The sequence below is a fragment of the Streptomyces sp. NPDC008238 genome, assembly GCF_042956445.1.
Lineage (GTDB): Bacteria > Actinomycetota > Actinomycetes > Streptomycetales > Streptomycetaceae > Actinacidiphila.
In genome coordinates, this window is the sequence record NZ_JBIBGK010000002.1 from 632,230 (window position 1) to 654,146 (window position 21,917).

The following is a 21,917-nucleotide window of genomic DNA, read 5'->3' on the forward strand; positions in this document are numbered from 1 at the left end:
GTTTACGTACCCACGTAGACGCGCGGCACCCGGGACCCGATCCGAGTGACGATCTCGTACGCGATGGTGCCCGCCGCCCGCGCCCAGTCCTCGGCGGTCGGCTCACCGCGGTCACCGGGGCCGAACAGTACCGCCTCGTCCCCGGCGTCGGCGCGGTCGCCCCCGAGGTCGACCACGAACTGGTCCATCGCCACCCGCCCGGCGACCGTCCGCCACTTGCCCGCCACCAGCACCGGGCCGGTGCCCGAGGCATGCCGCGGGACGCCGTCGGCGTACCCGACGGGCACCAGCGCGAGGGTGGTCTCGCCGGGAGTCGTGTAGTGGTGCCCGTACGAGACCCCGTGACCTCCGGGGACGCGCTTGGCCGAGGCCAGCCGTGCCGACAGCGTCATCACCGGCCGCAGCCCGAAGTCGGCCGGGCCGCCCACCTGCGGGACCGGCGAGATGCCGTACACCGCGACACCGGGCCGGATCAGGTCGAAGTGCGCCTCGGGCAGGGTCAGGGTGGCCGGGGAGTTCGCCATGTGCCGGACCTCGGGGCGCAGTCCGGCCCGCTCGGCGGTCTCCAGGGCGGTGCGGAAGACGGCGAGCTGCGCCGCGATGGAGGGGTGACCGGGCTCGTCGGCGCAGGCGAAGTGGGACCACAGCCCGGTGACCTTGACCAGCCCCTCGGCCTCGGCGGCCCGGGCGGCGGCGACCAGGTCGGGCCACTCCGAGGGCTGGGCGCCGTTGCGGCCCAGGCCCGTGTCCGCCTTCAGCTGGACGCGCGCGGTGCGGCCCGCGGCCGCGGCGGCCTCCGAGACCTCGCGCAGCGCCCACAGCGCGCTGACCGTCACGTCGACGTCCGCCTCGACGGCCGCCCGCCAGGGGCCGCCCGGCGTCCACAGCCAGCACAGCACCGGGGCCGTGATCCCGGCCGCGCGCAGCGCCAGCGCCTCATCGGGCGTGGCCGTGCCGAGCCAGCCGGCACCCGCCTCGAGGGCGGCCCGGGCGCACGGCACCAACCCGTGGCCGTAGGCGTCCGCCTTGACCACGGCCATCAGCCCGGAGCGGGGCGCGCGGGCGCGCAGCGCCGCGACGTTGGACCGCAGGGCGGCGAGGTCGATCGTGGCCTGGGCGCGCAGATTCGTCTCTTCCATCGCGCCCAGTGTCTCAGGCCGGGCCTGTGCCGCCGTCACACGGCGGGTTTGGCGCCCCACACGTACACCGCCTCCTGGATCTTCACGGCGTCCCACAGCAGGCGCGCGTTGCGGTTGGAGAGGTTGATGCAGCCGTGCGATCCCGGGGCCTTGTAGACGCTCCCGGGAGTGGCGTGCATCGCCTGGCCGCCGCTGAAGAACTGGCTGTACGGCATCGGCGCGTCGTAGATGTCGGAGACGTGGTTCTTGTGGCGCCAGTAGACGGTGAAGCGGCCGGTACGGGTGAGGTAGCCCTTGCGGCCGCTGCGGATGGCGACCGGGCCGAAGACGACCTTGGTGCTGCTGCTCTGCACCCACAGCAGCTGGCGGTTGAGGTCGATGCAGACGATCTTCTTGCCCCGGGCGGGGGCCGGGCACCGGCGGGAGGCGTTCGGGCCCTTCCTGGTGGCCTCGTCGAGGCGGAGGTGGCCCCAGGTGGTGGGACCGGCGAAGCCACTGGCGGGGACGATGCCCTTGGACTTCTGGTAGTGGCGGATCTCCGCGCAGTCGGCCTCGGACTGCTTGCCGTTCACGCGCAGCCGCAGCCGCTTCTCCACCTCGCGCTGGTAGGGCCCGGTGAAGGAGGTGCAGTACTCGGCGCTCTCCGGGTGGTCCTGGTTCTGCGGGTTCTGCGGGGGCTCCTGGTTCTCCGCGGTCTCAGGGTTCTGCGCGTTCTCGGGGTTTTCCGCGTTCTCGGGGTTCTCCGCGCTCCCGCCGTCGCCGCCGTCGCCGCCGTCGTTGGCCTCCTCCCCGTCCCCGGGGCCGCCGCCCTCGTCCACGTCGTCGTACGTCTCCTGGTCCTGCTGCTGATCCTGGTTCTGGTTCTGCTCCCGCTCCCTCTCCTGGTTCTGCTCCCGTTCCCGCTCCCGCGCGGCCCGTTCCTCCTGGAACTTCCGGGCCAGCTCGGTGTCCTCGGCCGGCACGAACTCCACCAGTTGCGGGTCCACCCAGTCGTCGTCCTGGTCCTCCGCGGGCACGGCGCTGCGCACGGGCTCGGTGGGCGACATGCCGATCCGGCGCGGTGGGGCGCCCTGGTCCGGGGTGTCGACCTGCCGGGATGCCTCGGGGCCGAAGGGGACCCCGGGGACGAGGCGGTCGACCGGCACCGGCCAGTCGTCGTCCGCGGCGGCCGTCGTGTGCGTACCGAGTGCCGCCAGGGCGATCACCGCCGCGACGAGCAGCCGGGCCCTGCTCCTGGCATACGTTCCCATGAACACACAAATTGACCTGCGGCCGCCCCGCAGAACGCCGCGTCGGCGGACTCCACCCGTTTCGCCCAGTTGACTGTGGCTCAGGACCTGATGTCGCGCCAGGCGCCGGGAAGGGCGGCCGCCACGTCGTGCGCGGCGATCGGCGCGCCCACCGGGCCCGCGGCGACCCGCGCCGACAGGCCGTGCAGATAGGCGCCGGCGGAGGCCGCGTCGCGCGGGGCGAGGCCTGCGGCCAGCAGGGACCCCGTGATCCCCGAGAGCACGTCACCGCTGCCGGCCGTCGCCAGCCAGGACGTCCCCGTGGGGTTGACCCGGACCGGCACCCCCGGCTCCGGGGACGCCACGAGCGTCGTGGAGCCCTTCAGCAGTGCCGTCGCGCCGAACGCCTCGGCCAGGCGCCGCACATGGTCCAGCCGCGCCGCCTCCACCTCCTCGCGGGCGACGCCCAGCAGCGCCGCCGCCTCCCCCGCGTGCGGGGTCAGCAGGGTGCCCGCGGTGCGGGAGCGCACGACGGCGCGGTCCAGCAGCCGCAGACCGTCCGCGTCGACGAGCACGGGCACGTCCGAGGCAAGCACGTCGTCCACCGAGCGCCGCGCCTCCGGCCCGTCGCCCAGCCCCGGGCCCACCACCCAGGCCTGCACCCGGCCGGCCTTGTGCGGGGGCCCCGCCGACACCAGCGTCTCCGGGAAGCGCGCCAGCACGGCCCGCGCCCCCGGGCCCACGTACCGCACCGCCCCCGCGCCCGCGCGCAGCGCCCCCGCCACCGCGAGCACGGCCGCGCCGGGGTAGCGCTCGGAGCCCGCGACGACGCCGACCACCCCGCGCCGGTACTTGTCGCTCTCCGCGTCGGGGGCCGGCAGCAGGGCGGCGACGTCCGCGTGCTGCAGCGCCTCCAGATCGGGCGGGGTGCCGTCCAGGAAGGGGCCGAGGCCGATGTCGACCAGGCGCAGGGCGCCGGCGTGCCCGGCGGCGGGGTCCACGAGCAGGCCCGGCTTGTACGTGCCGAACGTCACCGTCATGTCGGCGTGCACCGCCGCGCCCCGGACCTCACCGGTGTCCGCGTCGACGCCACTGGGCAGGTCCACGGCGACCACGACCGCCCGGGACGCCCGCGCGGCCTCCGCCACCGGCACCGCCTCCGGGCGCAGACCGCCCTTGCCGCCGATGCCCACGATGCCGTCCAGCACGAGGCCGGCCCGGTCGAACAGCGCCACCGCGTCCACGTCGTCCGGGGCGACCGCCCGGCCGCCCGCGGCACGCAGGGCCGCCAGGCCCCCGCGGTGCGCCTTCTGCGGCGCCAGCAGTACGGCGGTCACCGCCACCCCGCGCCGCGCCAGGCGGGCCCCGGCGTACAGGGCGTCACCGCCGTTGTCCCCGCTCCCGGTCAGCACGACGACGCGGGCCCCGTAGACCCCGCCCCCGGCGCGGAGCGCGTTCACGCACGCCGCCGCGAGTCCGGCTGCCGCCCGTTGCATCAGGGCCCCGTCCGGAACCCGCGCCATGAGCGCCCGTTCCGCCGCCCGTACGGTCTCCACGCTGTACGCCACCCGCATGCGGCCATGTTCCCACCGCGGGGCTGTGGTTGCGCGCCGTCCGGGCGCGCGGGTACGTCGTGGCCGCTGCCGGGGTCGTTCGCCTCCCCGTCCCGGCGGCGGTCCCGGTCGACCGGGGCGGGGACGGGCGGAGGGGGTCGCGCCGGTGGGTGGGTGCGGGTTCGTCTCGCGCCCTGCGGGCGCACTGCGGCGGGCTGCGGAGGGGAGGGTGGGGGCGTCCCTTGTGTGCAGTGTGCGGGTGGGTGGGGGGTGCGGGTTCAGGCGCCGGAGCGGGTTGCCTCTCCGGCGGTGTCGGTCTCGTTGCCGTCCGCGGGTACAGATGGCCGCTTCCACGCCATCCGTGGGTGGTGGGTGCGCCCGCCGTAACCCGCGACTGCGGGTGATTCGAGGTGCTGTCGGGCGGTCGGCGGAAGATCGGGCCCGCTTTCAGCGGTATGGACGTCGAAACAGAGCCCGATCCTCGGATCGGGTTGGATCGGGCTCTCTTTCAGCGGTATAGCCGTCAGAAGAGAGCCCGATCTCCGATCGGGGAAGCACCCGCAGACGCCGGTTACGGCAGGCGCGCCACCCACGGATGGCGTGGTCACCGGCCATCTGCACCCGCGGACGGCAACGAGACCGGCACCAGACGAGCAACCAGCCCCGCTCCGGCGCCTGAACCCGCACCCCCCACCCACCCGCACACTGCGAACAGGGCAGGCCCCCACCCTCCCCATCCGCAGCAGGCATCTTTGCGCCCGAAGGGCGCGAGACGCCGGGACAGCCGAAAACACCGGCAGGGCGCGCCCACCGCGCCACCGGGCACCCCCGACCGGACCGCCGCTCAGCCCTCGGCGATGACCACCGCGGACGCGACCCCCGCGTCGTGGCTGAGGGAGACGTGGAACGACCGCACCCCCAGTTGCTCGGCCCGCGCCGCCACCGTCCCCCGGACGAGGAGCCGCGGCTGCCCCGAATCCTCCGTGACGACCTCCGCGTCCGCCCAGTGGAGCCCCCCGGGGGCTCCCAGCGCCTTCGCCACCGCCTCCTTCGCGGCGAACCGCGCCGCGAGGGAGGCGCTGCCCCGGCGCGCCCCACTGGCGAGGTGGAGTTCGCCGGGGAGGAAGAGCCGCTCGGCCAGGCCGGGCGTGCGCTCCAGGGACTGCTCGAAGCGCTCGATCTCGGCGACGTCGATGCCCACCCCGATGATCACGGCGCGGTCACTCGACCGTGACGGACTTCGCGAGGTTCCGCGGCTGGTCGACCTCGTTGCCGCGGGCCGTGGCGAGCTCGCAGGCGAAGACCTGCAGCGGCACCGTCGCGACCAGCGGCTGCAGCAGCGTGGGGGTCTGCGGCACCCGGACCAGGTGGTCGGCGTAGGGGACGACGGACTCGTCGCCCTCCTCCGCGATGACGATGGTGCGCGCACCGCGGGCCCGGATCTCCTGGATGTTGGAGACGATCTTGTCGTGCAGCACCGAGCGCCCGCGCGGCGACGGCACGACGACGACGACCGGGAGGTCCTCCTCGATCAGCGCGATGGGGCCGTGCTTGAGCTCGCCGGCGGCGAACCCCTCGGCGTGCATGTAGGCGAGCTCCTTGAGCTTGAGCGCGCCCTCCAGGGCCACGGGGTAGCCGACATGGCGGCCGAGGAAGAGGACGGTGTTCTTGTCCTTGAGGGAGCGGGCCAGTTCGCGGACCGGCTCCATGGTCTCCAGGACCTGCTCGACCTGGCGGGAGATCTGGGAGAGCTCGCGGATGACGGCGACGATCTCGTCCCCCCACTTCGTGCCGCGCACCTGGCCCAGGTAGAGGGCGACGAGGTAGCAGGCGACGACCTGGGTGAGGAACGCCTTGGTGGAGGCGACGGCGACCTCGGGGCCGGCGTGCGTGTAGAGCACCGCGTCGGACTCGCGCGGGATGGTGGAGCCGTTGGTGTTGCAGATGGCCAGCACCTTGGAGCCCTGCTCGCGGGCGTGCCGCAGGGCCATGAGGGTGTCCATGGTCTCGCCGGACTGGCTGATGGCGACCACCAGCGTGCGGGGGGCCAGGATCGGGTCGCGGTAGCGGAACTCGCTGGCGAGCTCGACCTCGCAGGGGATGCGGGTCCAGTGCTCGATCGCGTACTTGGCGATCATGCCCGCGTGGAACGCGGTGCCGCAGGCGACGATGACGATCTTGTCGACCTCGCGCAGCACGGAAGTGGGGATGCGGACCTCGTCGAGGGTCAGCAGGCCGCTCGCGTCGATCCGGCCCAGCAGCGTGTCGGCGACGGCCTTGGGCTGCTCGGCGATCTCCTTGAGCATGAAGTAGTCGTAGCCGCCCTTCTCGGCGGCGGAGGCGTCCCAGTCGATGTGGTACGGCCGGACGTCGGCGGGCTTGCCCTCGAAGTCGGTGACGGTGACGCCCTCCCGGCGCAGCTCGACGACCTGGTCCTGGCCGAGCTCGATCGCGTCGCGGGTGTACGCGATGAAGGCCGCGACGTCGGAGGCGAGGAAGTTCTCGCCGTCGCCGACGCCCACGACGAGCGGGGAGTTGCGGCGGGCGCCGACCACGACGTCCGGCTCGTCGGCGTGCACGGCCACCAGGGTGAAGGCGCCGTCGAGGCGGCCGCAGACCTGGCGCATGGCCTCGGCGAGGTCGCCGGTGGAGGAGTAGGCCTCGGCGAGGAGGTGGGAGACGACCTCGGTGTCGGTCTCGGAGAGCAGGTCGTGGCCGCGCTCGGAGAGTTCGGCGCGCAGGGCGGCGAAGTTCTCGATGATGCCGTTGTGGACGACGGCGACCCGGCCCGCGTTGTCCAGGTGCGGGTGCGCGTTGGCGTCCGTGGGGGCGCCGTGGGTGGCCCACCGGGTGTGCCCGAGGCCGGCGGGGCCGGTCGGCAGCGGGCGCTCGTCCAGCAGCTTCTCCAGGTTGGCGAGCTTGCCGGCCTTCTTGGCCGCGGCCAGGCCGCCGTCGGCGAGGACGGCCACGCCCGCCGAGTCGTACCCCCGGTACTCCAGTCGCTTCAGACCCGTGATGACGACGTCGAGGGCGGACTGGCCGCCCACGTATCCAACGATTCCGCACATGGCCCGTAGCCTACGGTCCGGCCGGCGCCCGGACCTGCCGGAGCCTGCCCGACATCGGAATTTCCCACGGGTACGAACCCTGGTGAGCCGGGGATCGCAGCGGCGGGCGCGGATCCTCCCGTACGGCGGTGCCGTGCCTCAGACCGCCTGGCCGCCGACCGGCTCGACCCCGGGCCGGACCATGATCATGCGGGAGACGATGAAGGTGATCGGCACGGCCGCCCCCGAGGCGATGAGCGGCGCGTACCAGCTGCCCACCTGCAGCACGTCGACCAACAGGTAGAGGCCGCCGGTGGTGACCACGAAGTTGGCCAGGTTGGTGAGCGGGAAGAGCAGGAAGGTCCGCCAGCTCGGCCGGGTCCGGTAGGTGAACCAGGTCGTCAGGAAGTAGGAACCGATCATGCTGAGCACGAAGGCCAGGACGTGCGCCGCCACATAGGGCAGCCGCAGCAGGAACAACAGGTACAGGCCGTAGTAGACGCCGGTGTTCGCGACTCCGACTATCCCGAACCGGATGAGCTGGCCGAGCATCAGCGGACCAGTTCCTTCTGCACCTCCGGCGAGTTCCGGCTCCCGGTCCGCGCAGAGGCGACATTGGCGGCCTTCACCAGATAGTGCGGGCGCCGCTTGACCTCGTAGTAAATTCGGCCGACATATTCGCCGGCCACTCCCAGCATGACCATCTGTACACCCGCGAGCGCCGTGATGACCACCACGAGCGTGACATATCCAGGAGTTCGCACTCCGTTAACCAACGCGCTACCGACAATCCATGCGGCGTAGGCGAAGGCGACGGAAAGCAGCAGCATGCCGAGATACAGCGCCATGCGCAGCGGCTTGTTGTTGAAGGACAGCAGGCCGTCGAGTCCGTAGTTGAGCAGCTTGCCGAACGTCCACTTGCTGCGGCCCTGCTCGCGCACGGCGTTCTGGTACTCGAAAGTGGCGGTCGAGAATCCCACCCAGGCGAAGATGCCCTTGGAGAAGCGGTTGTACTCGGTGAGCTCGAGCACCGCGTCCGTCGCGCGGCGGGAGAGCATCCGGAAGTCACCGACGCCGTCGACCAGTTCCACGTCGACCAGGCGGTTGATGAGCCGGTAGTAGGCACGGGCGGCGATCGTCCGGGTGACCCGGTCGCCCTCCCTGGTCCGCTTGGCGATCACCTGGTCGTAGCCGTCGGCGTGCAGGTCGACCATGCGCCTGATGAGCTCCGGCGGGTGCTGCAGATCCGCGTCCATGATCACGACGGCGTCGCCGGAGGCGTGCTGCAGCCCCGCCAGCATGGCCGCCTCCTTGCCGAAGTTGCGGCTGAAGGAGACGAACCGCACATGACCGTCCCGGTCGCCCAGCTGCTCAAGGATGGAGAGGGTCCGGTCCCGGCTTCCGTCGTCCACGTAGACGATTTCGAAGTCATGGCCGATCATCGCGAGTTCCATGACCAGATGGTCATGGAAGCGGGCTATGACGTCCTCTTCGTTGAAGCACGGAACCACGACGGATATGAGCATGCTTCTCGCTCCAAGCGTGCTACTGGGCCAAGTGCGCAGCGACCGTAACACGAGTCCAATTACGGGGGCGGCGGCGAAATCGGCCCGACGGACCGACAGGGTGCCCTGTGTACCCGCCGAGGATGTGCGGTGGGTAACGAAAGCAAGTCCACTTATTGAACAAGGACACCGGCACCTCCGGCCGGCCCGGCACCCCGCACGTCGTCCCCCTGCCGCGGTGCGATGTGGAGCGCGCCAGGCGGTTTAATCGTGCTGCTAGCATCCCCGGGATCAGTCCGATTTTCGGGCGATCGGTCCGGTCTTCGTACGTGCGCGCCCGTATAAGCGGCGTCCGTTATTCCGGAAGGCCGTCGGGAGCGAAAGGGGCCAGATGTCAATCCGGACGCCGGACAGGGAGCGCCTGCGTGCCGCGGGACTCGCCGCGCTGCTCACGGCCGTCGCCATCTGCGTCGGTGACGCGCTGGCCCGGAGCTTCCCCTTCGGACCCCGCTCCCGCAGTGTGATCGACCTCGCCAACCAGTTCGTCCCCTTCCACACCTGGCTGTGGGACCTCCTGCACGGTCGCACGGACGGCGGCCTGCCGGTCAACTGGCAGTCCGGCTACGGCTCCAGCTCTCTGCCCGACGTGGGGACCTATCTGGGCAGCCCCTTCGCGCTGCTGGTCGTGCTCTTCCCGCGGGACCGGATCGACCTGGCGCTCTACGCGATCACCGTGCTCAAACTGGCCGTCGCCGCGGCCGCGATGGCCTGGCTGCTGCTCTCCATGAGGCGCGGCCGCGGCTGGGTGGCGGCGGTCCTGGGCTCCGGGTACGCGCTGTGCGGCTGGTCGCTCTTCCAGGGCGCGATCAACCCCATGTGGCTGGACGGACTGATCGGATTCCCGGTGCTGTGCCTGGTCGGGGAGTGGGCGCGACACGGCCGTCGCCGACTGCTCGGCACGGCGCTGGTCGCGGTCGTCTGGATCGCCAACTTCTACACCGCGTACATGGCCACCATCGGCGCCGGCCTGGTGCTCATCGCCCAACTGCTGCTCAGCGACACCACGCTCAAGGAGCGCTGCACGGCCGTACTGCGCGCCGCACTCACCACGGCGCTCGGCATCGGTCTGTCCGCGCCGCTGCTGTTCACCATCGCGCTGGGCACCCGGCACGCCTATCCCGGATCGGTGAGGGAGTTCTCGCCCCGGGGCTGGACGGACGTACTCGCCCGGATGCTCCCGGCCACCTACAGCTCGCTGGATCCCGCCGTCTACGTGGGTACCGCGGTGCTGCTCCTCGCCTTGTGCCTGCCGTTCAACGGCGCGGTTCCCGCACGCGTACGGGTGGTGTGGAGCCTGCTGGTCGTGGGGATGGTGGCGTCCATGCAGTGGGGGCCCACCCATCTGGCCTGGCATGCCTTCAGCACGCCCAACGGCAGCGCCTACCGGCAGGCGTTCATCTTCAGCGGGCTGCTGGTGATCGCTGCCTGGCAGGCCTTCGCGCACGGTGTACCGGGCTTCCGGCCGCTGCTCGGCGGTCTGGGGGCGCTGGCGCTGATCACCGCGGGCGCCATGCGGAGCGAGCTCATCAGCAGCTGGACGGTGCCCACCCTGGTCGCGGGCACCGCGGCCGCGGCAGGCGCCGTGGTGCTGCTGGGCCTGACCGCCCGCCGGCCCCGCCGGTTCCTGGTGGCGTCCGCGGCCGTACTGCTCCTGGGGTCGCAGCTCGGACAGGCCGCCGTCAGCGCGGACTACGCGGCCCAGGCGCGGCAGCACAAGTTCCCCAGCCACCCGGTGTGGGGGGAGTACCAGGAACGCCAGAGTCAGCTGGTGGCCGAGGCGGACGGCTGGCCGCGGTACCGCACCGACCCCGGTCTCCCCCAGGGCGTCGGCAACGATCCGCTGGTCGTCGGTGGGCAGGGGGCCCAGTACTACAGCAGCCTCACCTCGATCGCGCTCAGCCGGACCCTGTTCTCCCTGGGCGGAGGCTGGTCCGCGCTCGGCCGGTCGCCGCAGAGCCTGGACAACCCCGTCACCGACGTCATCTTCTCGGTCGGCGCCCGGGTGCACCCCGACACCATGACGGTCACCCGCAGGGACGTGCCGCCGCTGGTCACCGTGCGGCCGTCCGAGCAGCCCCCCGCCTTCGGCCGGTCGGCCTTCCGCAACCAGGAACAGCTGCTCGGCGCGCAGGTCTACACCCTTCCCGGCGTCTCGGTCCGCCCGGCCGACGGCCAGGCCCCCGCCCGCACCGCCGACCAGGGCTACAAGCTCTCCGGGGGCAGTGGGGCCGACGCGGGGGTCACGGACCGGCTCACCTTCTCCTGCCCGTCCGGCAGCGAGGTGTACCTGTGGGCCCCCGGTTACACCGGGACCGCGCAGCTCTCCGGCGGACCGGCCGCGAAGTTCCGTGGCAAGCCGCCGCAGCTGGGCGCCGCGATGCGACGGCTCGGCACGGCCACGGGGACGACCCCGCTCACCGTCGAGCTGAGTGCCGCCGGGTCAGGCGTGCTGCCCGAGCAGCCGGTGGGCTGCCTGGACCCGGCCCGCCTCGCCGCCGCCGTACAGCGGCTCAAGGCCACCGGGGCCACCGACATCCAGGTCAGCGGCAGCGGTCTGGAGGCCGAACTGCCCGCCGGGAGTACGGGCACGGCCGTGATCGCCGTCCCGCGGACGGCCGGCTGGCAGTGCGCCGCCGGCGACGGTGAGGCGAAGCCGGCCGACGGTTACCTCGGCCTGATCTCGGTGCCGCTGGACGGCGACGCCACCCGGATCAGCTGCGACTTCCGACCGCCGGGGCTGCGGCTGGGCTCGGCGGCCGCCGGGGGGTCGCTGCTGGTCCTGGCCTGGCCGGTGCTGCTGCGCCGGCTCCGGGGCCGGCGAGGGCAGTCGGCCCCGGACGACCCGTCCGGCACCCCGGCCGCCAGGCCCGCGCAGAGTCTGACCTCGGCATAGGGCCGCATGCCGTCGTGGTGGCGGGCGCCGTCGCCCGCCACCACTAGGGCGACCCGCACCTCCTGGCGGCACCGGCCCGTGGCGTCGTCCGCTCCTTCGCGTGACGCACCCCACTCCGCGGTCCCGTTCAAACTCCGTTAACAATGGACTGTGATCACACCGGTCTCCTCGATGCCCCAAAGCGCCCACCGGCCCAGGTCGGAGGCGACTCCCTACGTCGACCTGACACGGGCCGAGTGGAGCGCGCTGCGCGACCGCACGCCGCTGCCGCTCACCGCGGAGGAGGTCGAGCGGCTGCGCGGCCTCGGCGACGTCATCGACCTCGACGAGGTGATCGACGTCTACCTGCCGCTGTCGCGACTGCTCAACCTCTACGTCGGCGCCACCCACGGCCTGCGCGGCGCGGTCAACACCTTCCTCGACGACACCGGGGAGGGCCGCTCGCAGGCCGGCACCCCCTTCGTCATCGGCGTCGCCGGCAGCGTCGCGGTCGGCAAGTCGACCACGGCGCGCATCCTGAAGGCGCTCCTCGCCCGCTGGCCCGAGCACCCGCGGGTGGAGCTGGTCACCACCGACGGCTTCCTGCTGCCCAAGGCCGAACTCCAGCGCCGCGGGCTGATGTCCCGCAAGGGCTTCCCCGAGTCGTACGACCGGCGCGCGCTGACCCGCTTCGTGGCCGACGTGAAGGCCGGCAAGGACGAGGTGCGTGCGCCCGTCTACTCGCACCTGATCTACGACATCGTGCCGGACGAGGAGCTGGTGGTCCGGCGGCCGGACATCCTCATCGTGGAGGGCCTGAACGTCCTGCAGCCCGCCCTGCCGGGCAAGGACGGCCGCACCCGGGTCGCGCTCGCCGACTACTTCGACTTCAGCGTGTACGTGGACGCGCGCACCGAGGACATCGAGCAGTGGTACCTGGCGCGCTTCCGCGAGCTGCGCGAGACCGCCTTCCAGAACCCGCTGTCGTACTTCCACCGCTACACCGAGGTCTCCGAGGAGGAGGCCATGGAGTACGGCCGCCACACCTGGCGCGCGATCAACCAGCCCAACCTGCTGGAGAACGTGCTCCCCACCCGCGGCCGGGCCACCCTGGTCCTGCGCAAGGGCCCCGACCACAAGGTGCAGAAGCTCTCCCTGCGCAAGCTGTAGTGCGCCGGCCGGGGATAGCCTGCCCCGCATGCTGCATCTTCGGATGATCGTCCCGCAGGGGAGCACCGACGAGGTCCTCTCCCTCGTCGAGGGAACCGTCGGCGCCACCCACGTCGCGGTGCTGCCCGGCGCGGCCCGCGACCCACGCGGGGACATCGTCATGTGCGACGTCGCGCGCGAGGCGGGTGACGAACTGCTGCGGGCCCTGCGGCGCATGGGTGTCGCCGAGGCGGGCTCCATCGCGGTGGAGCACATCGACCTGTCACTGTCGGACAGCGCGGACAGGGCCGAGGAGGAGGCGCCCGGTGAGGGCGCGGACGCCGTGCTGTGGGAGTCGCTGACCGACGCCACCCACGAGGAGTCCACCCTCACCGTCACCTATCTGGCGTTCCTGGCCCTGGCGACGATGCTGGCGGCCTGCGGGGTGATGCTGGACAGCGCGATCCTGATCGTCGGCGCGATGGTGGTGGGCCCGGAGTTCGGGCCGCTGGCCGGTGTGTGCACCGGCCTGGTCCAGCGCCGCGGACGGCTGGCCCGGCGCTCGCTGGTGGCGCTGGTGGTGGGCTTCCCGGTGGCGATGGTGCTCACCGGCGGTTTCAACTACCTGATGGACGTCCTCGGCGTCTTCAGCGTGGACGACTTCACGGCGCCGCATCCGTCGACCGCTTTCATCTGGCAGCCGGACGCCAGCTCCTTCGTGGTGGCCTTCCTCGCCGGGATCGCCGGGATCCTCTCGCTGACGTCCGCCAAGTCCGGTGCGTTGGTCGGGGTGGCGATCTCGGTGACCACCGTCCCGGCCGCCGCCAACGCCGCCCTCGCGCTGTCGTACGGCGACTACCGCGAGCTGTGGGGCTCCTCGGCTCAGCTGGGCGTCAACCTGGCGGGCATCGTCATCGCCGGCGTCCTGACGCTGCTCGCCCAGAAGGGCTTCTGGGCGATGCAGCGCAGGCGGCGTTCGGTGTCGCGCGCTTCCTAGCCGGCCCGGCCGTGCCGGTCTAGCCGAGCGCGGACTTCACGGCGTCGGCGAGCCGGCCGGCCACGGAGCGGGCGTGGTCGATGTCGGCGGCCTCGACCATGACGCGGACCACCGGCTCGGTGCCGGAGGAGCGCAGCAGCACCCGGCCGGTGGTGCCGAGCTCGGCCTCCGCCTCGGCCACGGCGGCGGACAGCTCGGTGGAGGACTCGACGCGGCTCTTGTCCACGTCCCGGACGTTGACCAGGACCTGCGGCAGCCGCTCCATGACAGCCGCCAGCTCGGTCAGCGAACGCCCGGTGGAGGCGATCCTGGCGGCCAGCATGAGGCCGGTGAGGGTGCCGTCGCCCGTGGTGGCGTGGTCGAGGATGATCACGTGGCCGGACTGCTCGCCGCCGAGCGCGTAGCCGTGCTCCTTCATCGACTCCAGCACGTAGCGGTCGCCGACGGCGGTCTGGACGAGGCCGATGCCCTCGCGCTCCATGGCGAGCTTGAAGCCCAGGTTGGACATCACGGTGCCGACGACGGTGTTCTTGCGCAGCCGGTCCGCCTCGCGCATGGCGACGGCCAGGACGGCCAGGATCTGGTCGCCGTCGACCTCGTTGCCCTGGTGGTCCACGGCCAGGCAGCGGTCGGCGTCGCCGTCGTGCGCGATGCCGAGGTCCGCGCCGTGGTCGATGACGGCGGCCTTGATCAGCTCCAGGTGGGTGGAGCCGCAGCCGTCGTTGATGTTGAGGCCGTCCGGCTGGGCGCCGATGGTGATCACTTCGGCGCCGGCCCGGGCGAAGGCCTCGGGCGAGACGCGGGCGGCGGCGCCGTGGGCCTCGTCCAGGACGATCTTCAGACCGTCCAGGCGGTGCGGCAGGACGGCGATCAGGTGGGCGACGTACTGGTCGAAGCCCTCGTCGTACTCGCGCACGCGGCCCACGCCGGCGCCGGTGGGGCGGTCCCAGGGGGCGCCGGTGCGGTGCTCCTCGTAGACGGACTCGATGCGGTCCTCGAGCTCGTCGGCGAGCTTGTGGCCGCCCCGGGCGAAGAACTTGATGCCGTTGTCGGGCATCGCGTTGTGGCTCGCGGAGAGCATCACGCCCAGGTCGGCGCCGAGCGCCCCGGTGAGGTAGGCCACGGCCGGGGTCGGCAGCACGCCCACCCGCAGCACGTCGACGCCGGCGCTGGCGAGCCCGGCCACCACGGCGGCCTCCAGGAACTCTCCGGACGCGCGCGGATCCCGTCCCACCACCGCCACCGGCTTGTGGCCCTCGAACGTGCCCGCCTCGGCGAGCACGTGCGCCGCCGCGACCGACAGTCCGAGCGCCAGCTCGGCCGTCAGATCCGCGTTCGCGACACCGCGCACACCGTCCGTACCGAAAAGTCGTCCCACGTCTTTCCTCCGAGATGTTGCCGTGCTCCGCCCCGTACGCTTCGGGCGTTCATCCGGTTATACGTCTATACCCCCCGAAACGCGTACGCCCCGGAGACGCACAAAGTGCCTCCGGGGCGTACGTGCAATGCAGCGCGCGCGATGCTTAGCGCTTGCTGTACTGCGGCGCCTTGCGGGCCTTCTTCAGACCGGCCTTCTTGCGCTCGATCTCGCGCGCGTCGCGGGTCAGGAAGCCGGCCTTCTTGAGCGGGCCGCGGTTGTTGTCGACGTCCGCCTCGTTCAGCGCACGGGCGACGCCCAGGCGCAGCGCACCGGCCTGGCCGGAGATGCCGCCGCCGTTGATGCGGGCGATGACGTCGTAACGGCCGTCGAGCTCAAGGATCTTGAACGGCTCGTTGACTTCCTGCTGGTGCACCTTGTTGGGGAAGTACTCCTCAAGGGTGCGACCGTTGATCGTCCACTTGCCGGAGCCCGGGATGATCCGGACGCGGGCGACGGACTCCTTGCGGCGGCCCGTACCGGCGGCCGGCTGGGGCTCGCCGAAGCGGGAGGCGAGGGACTCGGAGGTGTACTCCTCCGGGATCTCGATGGTCTCCACGATCTCGCCGTCCTCGACGAGAGGGGTCTCAGGGGTGGTCTCGGCCACGATGCTCCTCAGATGCTTTCTGTGTCGGTGGTGGCCGGGACTAGCCCTGCGCGACCTGGCTGATCTCGAACGGAACCGGCTGCTGGGCGCCGTGCGGGTGCTCCGCACCCGCGTACACCTTCAGCTTCGAGAGCATCTGGCGGCCCAGGCTGTTCTTGGGCAGCATGCCCTTGACGGCCTTCTCGATGGCCTTCTCGGGGTTCTTGTCGAGCAGCTCGTCGTAACGGACGGAGCGCAGACCGCCCGGGAAGCCCGAGTGGCGGTAGGCGAGCTTCTGCTGCTTCTTGTTGCCGGAGAGGTGCACCTTGTCGGCGTTGATGATGATGACGAAGTCACCGGTGTCGACGTGAGGCGCATAGATCGGCTTGTGCTTGCCCCTCAGGAGGGACGCGGTCTGGGACGCCAGACGGCCCAGGACGACGTCCTGCGCGTCAATGACGTGCCACTGGCGCTGGACATCGCCGGGCTTGGGGCTGAACGTACGCACGGTCGTAGCCTTCGCTTCTTCAGTGAGTGGGTACTGACAAGGCCACCCGGACGATCACGACAGCCCTATCGCCTGCGGCGACGCATACCGCAGGGCGAACGCTGGTCATCGGCCCGGTGAACCGGCGTAGCGGCCTCTCACGTGAGAACGAGCAAGCCAATACGCATAACGAACCTGCAGAATACCCGCGGCTGCCCGTTCGGGTCAAAACAGCCGGTGCAGGGGCGCGCCAGCACCCGCCGCCCCCGCCCGTGCGCCCGTCCCGCGGGCCCCGGCTCCGCGCCCGGCCCCGGCTCCTTCTCCGCGCCCGGCCCCGGCCCCGGTCACCGCTCCCTGACGACCCGGGTCTCGTCCCACACCGGCTCCGGAACCTCCCGGACGAGCCCGTCCGAGCCGAAGACCAGGTAGCGGTCGAAGCTGCGGGCGAACCAGCGGTCGTGGGTGACCGCGAGCACGGTCCCGTCGTACGCCTCCAGACCCTCCTGCAGGGCCTCCGCCGACTCCAGGTCCAGGTTGTCGGTCGGCTCGTCCAGCAGCAGCGCCGTCGCCCCGGCGAGCTCCAGCAGCAGGATCTGGAAGCGTGCCTGCTGCCCGCCCGACAGTTGGTCGAAGCGCTGGTCGCCCTGCCGGTCGAGCTCGTAGCGCCGCAGCGCGGACATCGCCTTGCCGCGGTCGCGCGCGTGCTCGGTCCACAGGATGTCGACGAGGGTGCGCCCCATCAGCTCCGGATGCGCGTGCGTCTGCGCGAAGTGGCCCGGCACGACGCGCGCGCCCAGCTTCCACTCCCCCGTGTGGCGGACGCCGGGATCCCCGGCCAGCAGCCGCAGGAAGTGCGACTTGCCCGAGCCGTTCGAGCCGAGGACGGCCACCCGCTCCCCGTAGAAGACCTCCAGGTCGAACGGCTTCATCAGCCCGGTCAGCTCCAGCCGCGCGCAGGTGACGGCGCGCAGGCCGGTGCGCCCGCCGGAGAGCCGCATGCGGATGTCCTGCTCGCGCGGCGGCTCCTGCGGCGGGCCCGCCTCCTCGAACTTCCGCAGCCGGGTCTGCGCGGCGCGATAGCGGGAGGCCATGTCGGGGCTGATCGCCGCCTGCTGACGGAGGGTCAGCACGAGCTTCTTCAGCCGGGCGTGCTCCTCCTCCCAGCGCCGCCGCAGCTCCTCGAAGCGCGCGAAGCGTTCCCGCCGTGCCTCGTGGTACGTGGCGAAACCGCCGCCGTGCACCCACACGTCCGAGCCGGCCGGTCCCGGCTCCACGCTGACGATCTTCTCGGCGGAGCGGGCCAGCAGCTCCCGGTCGTGCGAGACGAACAGCACCGTCTTCCTGGTCTGCTCCAGCTGGTCCTCCAGCCAGCGCTTGCCGGGGACGTCGAGGTAGTTGTCCGGCTCGTCCAGCAGCAGCACCTCGTCGGTGCCGCGCAGCAGCGCCTCCAGCACCAGCCGCTTCTGCTCACCGCCCGACAGCGTGCGCACCTCGCGCCACTGGGCCCGCTCGTAGGGCACGCCCAGCGCGGCCGTGGTGCACATGTCCCAGACCGTCTCCGCCTCGTAGCCGCGGGCCTCCGCCCAGTCGCTGAGCGCCTGCGCGTAGGCCAGCTGGGCGGCCTCGTCGTCCTGCGCCATGATCTCCAGCTCGGCGGCGTCGACGGCCGCGGCGGCCTCGCGGATCCGCGGCGGCGCCACGGACACCAGCAGGTCCCGTACGGTGCGGTCGTCCCGTACCGAGCCGACGAACTGCGGCATGACGCCCAGCCCGCCGCTCACCGTGACCGTGCCGCCGTGCGGCTTCAACTCCCCGGAGATCAGCCGCAGGAGGGTCGTCTTGCCGGCGCCGTTCGCCCCGACGAGGGCCACCGCGGCGCCCTCGCCCACCCGGAACGAGACGTCGCCCAGCAACACCCGGCCGTCCGGCAGGTAGTACTCCAGATGCGCAACGTCCACATGTCCCATGCCTGGATTCTCGTAGCGCGGTCGCCCACCGCCAAACTGGTTTTCTCCTCTATAGAATCCGCGCCATGACTGACGGGCCGCAGCAGCCGTACAACCCGAACCAGGGATGGACCGCACCGCCGGGACAGCAAGGCGTCCCGGGAACCCCCGGGGAGCAGCGCCAGGTGCTCCGCGGCCAGGTCGTCGGCGGCCCCGACCACCAGCCACAGCAACCCGCCTGGACCCCGCCGCCGGACTGGGCGCCGCCGCAGGCCGGGCAGGGCACCCGCGGCCCCTCCCAGCCGCAGTACGCGCCGCGTGCCGGCGACCAGCCGGACTGGTCGGCGCTCGCCGACGAGGCGGAGGCCGGCGCCAGGCGCCGCCGGCGGCTGCTCCTCATAGGCGGCGGCGTCCTGGCCGCCGCGGCCGTCGCCGGGATCGTCACGGTCGCCGTGGTCAGCTCCGGTGGCAGCCCCGCCCCCTCCCCCACCGCGACCGCCTCGGCCCCCGCCTCCGACGTCGCCCTGCCGCCCGAGCCCTCCTTTTCCGAGGTGTCCCCCGGCCCGACCTACGGCCCGCTGGACTTCCTCTCCACCGCCGCCAAGGACACCGCCCCGCTCGGCGCCGGCACCCTCTTCCCCGGCAAGAAGCTGGACTACTCCGGCGGCCGCTCCTACGTGAAGACCGCGACCAAGGAGAACCGCGACTGCGCCGACGCCGCGACCGATTCGCTGGCCACCGCCCTCGACCGCAACGGCTGCACCCGCATGATGCGCGTCACGTACACCCGCGGCGGCTCCGCGGTCACCGTCGGCGTGGCCGTGTTCAAGGACGCGGCCACCGCCAAGAAGGTGGCCCGGACCAACAAGTTCCTGAGCCCGCTGAACGGCGGCGGCGTCGCCGACTTCTGCCACGGCGTGGCGTGCTGGTCCAAGTCCGGCGCCGTGGGCCGCTACGCCTACTTCACCATCGCCGGCCCCAAGGGCGGCAAGGCCGCGACCAACTCGGACGGTTCCCGCCAGGCCGGCCAGGACGGCTTCAACTACGCCTTCAACCGCATCGTCCAGCGCGGCAGGGACCAGGCCGACGCCGCGATGGCCTCCGAGGCCGCCCCACCGGCCAACTGACCCCACCCCACCGGACCGGAACGGCATGCCCTCCCTGCGTACGCTGCTGACCCTGCCCCGCATGCTCCGCCACGGCGCCGCCGTCGGGGCCGGCCTGCCGCCGGACGAGGCCGTCGTCCTGGACGTCCCGGACCTCCCGCTGCGCGGCGCGCTCGCCGCGGCGGGCGGCGGCGACCACGGGCCCGCCCGGGAGCTGCTGTCCGCGACCCGGCTGGGCTGCCAGTGGGAGCTGCGCGACACCTACGTCTCCGAGCTGGCGCAGTTCGCCCTCCACAACCCCGGCTGGCTGGACGCCTGGCTCGCCGCCGCCCCGGAGGACCCGGACGCGAGCCTGGTCAAGGCCGACCTGCGCGTCCACCAGGCCTGGGAGATACGCAGCGGCGCCCGGGCCTCGCAGGTCTCGCCGGAGCAGTTCAAGGCCTTCTTCACGCTGCTCAAGGACGCGGTTCCGGTGATCGGCGCCGCCGCCGAGCTCAACCCCGCCGACCCCGTCCCGTGGCGCGTCGCGCTCACCCACGCGCGCGGGATGCAGTCCTCGCGGGAGATCTTCGACGCGTACTGGGCCGAGGCCGTCGAGCGCGCCCCGCACCACTACGGCTGCCACGCCTCCGCGCTGCAGTATCTGTGCGCGAAGTGGTACGGCACCCACCACGAGATGTTCGACTTCGCCGAGCAGGCCGCCGAGGAGGCCCTGCCCGGCTCGAAGATCAACGCGCTGCCGCTGCTCGCCGCCGTCGAGTACGAGATCGTCGCGCGCGGGACCACCACCGACGACGCGTCCGGCGCGGACGCCGTCGAGCCGGCCCGCGTCGCCGCCGCCGTGGACCGCGCCCTGGAACTGTCCGGCTGGTACGACCCGGGCGACCCGGAGGCGGCGGAGTTCCGCAACCACCTGGCGCTGATGCTGGTGCGCGCAGGCCGGTGGCAGGAGGCGCTGCGCGTCTTCCGCGACATCGGCGTGCACGCCACGGGCTTCCCGTGGGCCCACCTGGGCGCCGACCCCCGCCAGGAGTTCCTGGACTTCCGCACCGGGGTGCGCATGCAGGTCGCCACCCGCACCCCGTTCTTCGGCACCCCGCCCGCGGTCCCCGTCCCGGCCGGCGGCCACGACTGGGCGCCGCGCACCCTGGCGGTGGCCTCCGCGCCCCTCACCTCCGTCGCGCAGGCGGCGCTGCTGTGCCGGACCGGGCTGCGGCTGGCCCCTGCGGGAGCGGGCTTCACCCATGTCGAGCTGACCGGGGAGGGCAGCCTGGCCGGGGCCGTCGACCTCTTCACGGCGGGCGAGAAGTGGCCTGCCGTGGTCCTGCAGCGCTCCGGCGACCGGTACGGGATCACGCTGTACGCCAAGGGCCGGAAGGTCGCCGCGCACGAATGGGCGCCGGGCGCGCCCGTGCCGTCCCTGGACACCGCCGGTGCCACGGCCGCCGCCCTCGCCGCGGCCTACGGCGTCCGCGACGCCCGGCCCCTCACGGCGCTGCTGCGCGGCATGGACGCCCCGGGGCGGCGGCTGGCGGACACGGTGACGGCACTGGGCCTGCCGGCGCTGCCGGAGGGGTTCGGTGAACGCCAGGCGGCGCTCGACGGCGTCCCCGGGGCCCGGGTACTCGCCCCGCGCGGCTTCCTCTCCGGGGTCAGGGACACCCTCACCACGGAGCAGGGCAGCATGCCGCTCCCCCCGCGGGGCACTCCGGTGCGCCTGCCGGGCCGCTGGTGGGCGACGCGCGCGCTGTACGTGCTGCTGGTCGTCCCCGCCGCCTGCTTCTCCTGGTGGGGCGCCTTCCACGACCGGCTCCGCCCCGTCCCGCTGGTGCTGACCTCCCTGGGCTCCGGCTACGTCCTCACCCAGGTGGTCACGGCACTGCGCCGCCGCGGATGAGCCGCCGCCGCAGATGACCCGGTGCGGCGCGGCCCCGGCCGCCGCTCAGGCCCGCGGCAGCGGCAGCGTGCGCAGGTTGCGGGCCTCGCGGTTGCGCGCGGCCAGCAGTTCGTCGGCCGGGTAGCCGACCTCCTCCAGGGTCAGCCCGTGCGGCCGCACCACGTTGACCGCCGAGTGCCGCACCCGTCCCGCCAGGACCTCGCCGGGGAAGCCGGCCGGCCGGTGCCCGTCGCCGACCAGCAGCATCGCCCCGACCAGGGCGCGCACCATGTTGTGGCAGAAGGCGTCGGCGCGTACGGTCGCCACGGCCAGGCCGGAGGCGTCCCGTACCCAGTGCAGTTCCAGGAGGGTGCGGATGGTCGTCGCGCCCTCCCGCTTCTTGCAGTAGGCCGCGAAGTCGTGCTCGCCGAGCAGCCTGCGCGCCGCCTCGTTCATCAGCTCGACGTCCACCGGTCGGTCGTGCCAGAGCACGTGCCCCCGCAGCAGGGGATCCACCCCGCCCTGGTGGTCGCCGACACGGTAGGCGTAGCGGCGCCAGATCGCGGAGAAGCGCGCGTTGAAGCCGGCCGGGGCCCGCGAGACCCTCCACACCCGTACGTCCCAAGGCAGCCGTCCGGCCAGCCGGCGCAGCAGCTTGTCGCCCTCCCGCTCCCAGACCTCCTCCGGGAGGTCGACGTGCGCGACCTGTCCCCGGGCGTGCACACCCGCGTCCGTACGACCGGCGACGGTCAGCTCGACCGGATCGGGCAGCCGCAGCACCGTCTGCAGGGCCGACTCCAGCTCTCCCTGGACGGTCCGCCTGCTGCGCTGCTTCGCCCACCCGGAGAACTCGGCCCCGTCGTACGCCAGGTCCAGCCGCACCCGGACGTACCCGGGCTCCACCTCATCGCTCGCCACACTCACCCGCAGATCCTCTCAAACACGCGG

17 protein-coding genes are annotated in these 21,917 nt (G+C 72.8%); 5 read left to right on the top strand and 12 right to left on the bottom strand.

The annotated features are described in order from the left end of the window. Positions 1-2: 2 nt before the first annotated feature. From alr to ACFZAU_RS07785, 7 genes are all read right to left on the bottom strand, one after another. The gene (gene alr, locus ACFZAU_RS07755; RefSeq protein WP_500551478.1) at positions 3-1,139 is read right to left on the bottom strand and encodes an alanine racemase; all 1,137 of its coding nucleotides are present in this window, start codon (positions 1,137-1,139) and stop codon (positions 3-5) included. A gap of 35 nt (positions 1,140-1,174) precedes the next feature. Then, positions 1,175-2,389: a L,D-transpeptidase gene (locus tag ACFZAU_RS07760; protein WP_500551479.1), complete on the bottom strand. Its 1,215-nt coding sequence runs from the start codon at positions 2,387-2,389 to the stop codon at positions 1,175-1,177. Between the two features lie 80 nt (positions 2,390-2,469). Beyond that, positions 2,470-3,942 carry an NAD(P)H-hydrate dehydratase gene (locus ACFZAU_RS07765; RefSeq protein WP_500551480.1) on the bottom strand — a complete coding sequence of 491 codons (1,473 nt, stop codon included), beginning with the start codon at positions 3,940-3,942 and terminating at the stop codon, positions 2,470-2,472. A gap of 823 nt (positions 3,943-4,765) precedes the next feature. Beyond that, positions 4,766-5,134, bottom strand: coding sequence for a holo-ACP synthase (locus tag ACFZAU_RS07770; protein WP_500551481.1), 369 nt, complete (start codon positions 5,132-5,134; stop codon positions 4,766-4,768). A 7-nt stretch (positions 5,135-5,141) separates the two neighbouring features. Continuing rightward, positions 5,142-6,989, bottom strand: coding sequence for a glutamine--fructose-6-phosphate transaminase (isomerizing) (glmS, locus tag ACFZAU_RS07775; RefSeq protein WP_500462478.1), 1,848 nt, complete (start codon positions 6,987-6,989; stop codon positions 5,142-5,144). Positions 6,990-7,127: 138 nt separating this feature from the next. Continuing rightward, positions 7,128-7,520 carry a GtrA family protein gene (locus ACFZAU_RS07780; protein WP_500551482.1) on the bottom strand — a complete coding sequence of 131 codons (393 nt, stop codon included), beginning with the start codon at positions 7,518-7,520 and terminating at the stop codon, positions 7,128-7,130. Then, complete coding sequence (locus ACFZAU_RS07785; protein WP_499606460.1) at positions 7,520-8,494, bottom strand: glycosyltransferase family 2 protein; 975 nt, start codon at positions 8,492-8,494, stop codon at positions 7,520-7,522. Before ACFZAU_RS07785 ends, ACFZAU_RS07780 begins: the two co-directional genes overlap by 1 nt. 370 nt (positions 8,495-8,864) lie before the next feature. Between ACFZAU_RS07785 and ACFZAU_RS07790 the strand changes: the two genes are divergently transcribed. From ACFZAU_RS07790 to ACFZAU_RS07800, 3 genes are all read left to right on the top strand, one after another. Further along, positions 8,865-11,426: a YfhO family protein gene (locus ACFZAU_RS07790; RefSeq protein WP_500551483.1), complete on the top strand. Its 2,562-nt coding sequence runs from the start codon at positions 8,865-8,867 to the stop codon at positions 11,424-11,426. A 171-nt stretch (positions 11,427-11,597) separates the two neighbouring features. After that, a complete protein-coding gene (coaA, locus tag ACFZAU_RS07795; protein WP_500551606.1) occupies positions 11,598-12,575 on the top strand; it encodes a type I pantothenate kinase in 978 nt (325 codons plus the stop codon). A 28-nt stretch (positions 12,576-12,603) separates the two neighbouring features. Then, positions 12,604-13,551: a DUF389 domain-containing protein gene (locus tag ACFZAU_RS07800; protein ID WP_500551484.1), complete on the top strand. Its 948-nt coding sequence runs from the start codon at positions 12,604-12,606 to the stop codon at positions 13,549-13,551. A 19-nt stretch (positions 13,552-13,570) separates the two neighbouring features. Here the strand turns inward: ACFZAU_RS07800 and glmM are convergent, their stop codons facing one another. From glmM to ACFZAU_RS07820, 4 genes are all read right to left on the bottom strand, one after another. Continuing rightward, the gene (gene glmM, locus ACFZAU_RS07805) at positions 13,571-14,929 is read right to left on the bottom strand and encodes a phosphoglucosamine mutase (protein WP_500551485.1); all 1,359 of its coding nucleotides are present in this window, start codon (positions 14,927-14,929) and stop codon (positions 13,571-13,573) included. A gap of 145 nt (positions 14,930-15,074) precedes the next feature. Further along, a complete protein-coding gene (gene rpsI / locus ACFZAU_RS07810; RefSeq protein WP_319140461.1) occupies positions 15,075-15,575 on the bottom strand; it encodes a 30S ribosomal protein S9 in 501 nt (166 codons plus the stop codon). A gap of 40 nt (positions 15,576-15,615) precedes the next feature. Then, positions 15,616-16,062, bottom strand: coding sequence for a 50S ribosomal protein L13 (gene rplM, locus ACFZAU_RS07815; protein WP_089229083.1), 447 nt, complete (start codon positions 16,060-16,062; stop codon positions 15,616-15,618). Positions 16,063-16,385: 323 nt separating this feature from the next. After that, complete coding sequence (locus ACFZAU_RS07820) at positions 16,386-18,008, bottom strand: ATP-binding cassette domain-containing protein (protein WP_500551486.1); 1,623 nt, start codon at positions 18,006-18,008, stop codon at positions 16,386-16,388. Between the two features lie 65 nt (positions 18,009-18,073). Here ACFZAU_RS07820 and ACFZAU_RS07825 point away from each other — a divergent pair, with 65 nt between their 5' ends. Together ACFZAU_RS07825 and ACFZAU_RS07830 are read left to right on the top strand one after the other, a co-directional pair. After that, on the top strand, positions 18,074-19,114 hold the full coding sequence (locus ACFZAU_RS07825) for a hypothetical protein (protein ID WP_500551487.1): 1,041 nt from the start codon (positions 18,074-18,076) through the stop codon (positions 19,112-19,114). Positions 19,115-19,139: 25 nt separating this feature from the next. Then, a complete protein-coding gene (locus ACFZAU_RS07830; protein WP_500551488.1) occupies positions 19,140-20,990 on the top strand; it encodes a hypothetical protein in 1,851 nt (616 codons plus the stop codon). 45 nt (positions 20,991-21,035) lie between these two features. Here the strand turns inward: ACFZAU_RS07830 and truA are convergent, their stop codons facing one another. Further along, positions 21,036-21,893 carry a tRNA pseudouridine(38-40) synthase TruA gene (truA, locus tag ACFZAU_RS07835; RefSeq protein WP_499606453.1) on the bottom strand — a complete coding sequence of 286 codons (858 nt, stop codon included), beginning with the start codon at positions 21,891-21,893 and terminating at the stop codon, positions 21,036-21,038. Between the last annotated feature and the right edge of the window lie 24 nt (positions 21,894-21,917).

Bases quoted from the DNA above. Each gene is read 5' to 3' on its own strand.
- alr (WP_500551478.1), bottom strand. From the start codon at position 1,139: ATGGAAGAGACGAATCTGCGCGCCCAGGCCACGATCGACCTCGCCGCC.
- ACFZAU_RS07760 (WP_500551479.1), bottom strand. From the start codon at position 2,389: ATGGGAACGTATGCCAGGAGCAGGGCCCGGCTGCTCGTCGCGGCGGTG.
- ACFZAU_RS07765 (WP_500551480.1), bottom strand. From the start codon at position 3,942: ATGCGGGTGGCGTACAGCGTGGAGACCGTACGGGCGGCGGAACGGGCG.
- glmS (WP_500462478.1), bottom strand. From the start codon at position 6,989: ATGTGCGGAATCGTTGGATACGTGGGCGGCCAGTCCGCCCTCGACGTC.
- ACFZAU_RS07780 (WP_500551482.1), bottom strand. From the start codon at position 7,520: ATGCTCGGCCAGCTCATCCGGTTCGGGATAGTCGGAGTCGCGAACACC.
- ACFZAU_RS07785 (WP_499606460.1), bottom strand. From the start codon at position 8,494: ATGCTCATATCCGTCGTGGTTCCGTGCTTCAACGAAGAGGACGTCATA.
- ACFZAU_RS07790 (WP_500551483.1), top strand. From the start codon at position 8,865: ATGTCAATCCGGACGCCGGACAGGGAGCGCCTGCGTGCCGCGGGACTC.
- coaA (WP_500551606.1), top strand. From the start codon at position 11,598: ATGCCCCAAAGCGCCCACCGGCCCAGGTCGGAGGCGACTCCCTACGTC.
- ACFZAU_RS07800 (WP_500551484.1), top strand. From the start codon at position 12,604: ATGCTGCATCTTCGGATGATCGTCCCGCAGGGGAGCACCGACGAGGTC.
- ACFZAU_RS07820 (WP_500551486.1), bottom strand. From the start codon at position 18,008: ATGGGACATGTGGACGTTGCGCATCTGGAGTACTACCTGCCGGACGGC.
- ACFZAU_RS07825 (WP_500551487.1), top strand. From the start codon at position 18,074: ATGACTGACGGGCCGCAGCAGCCGTACAACCCGAACCAGGGATGGACC.
- ACFZAU_RS07830 (WP_500551488.1), top strand. From the start codon at position 19,140: ATGCCCTCCCTGCGTACGCTGCTGACCCTGCCCCGCATGCTCCGCCAC.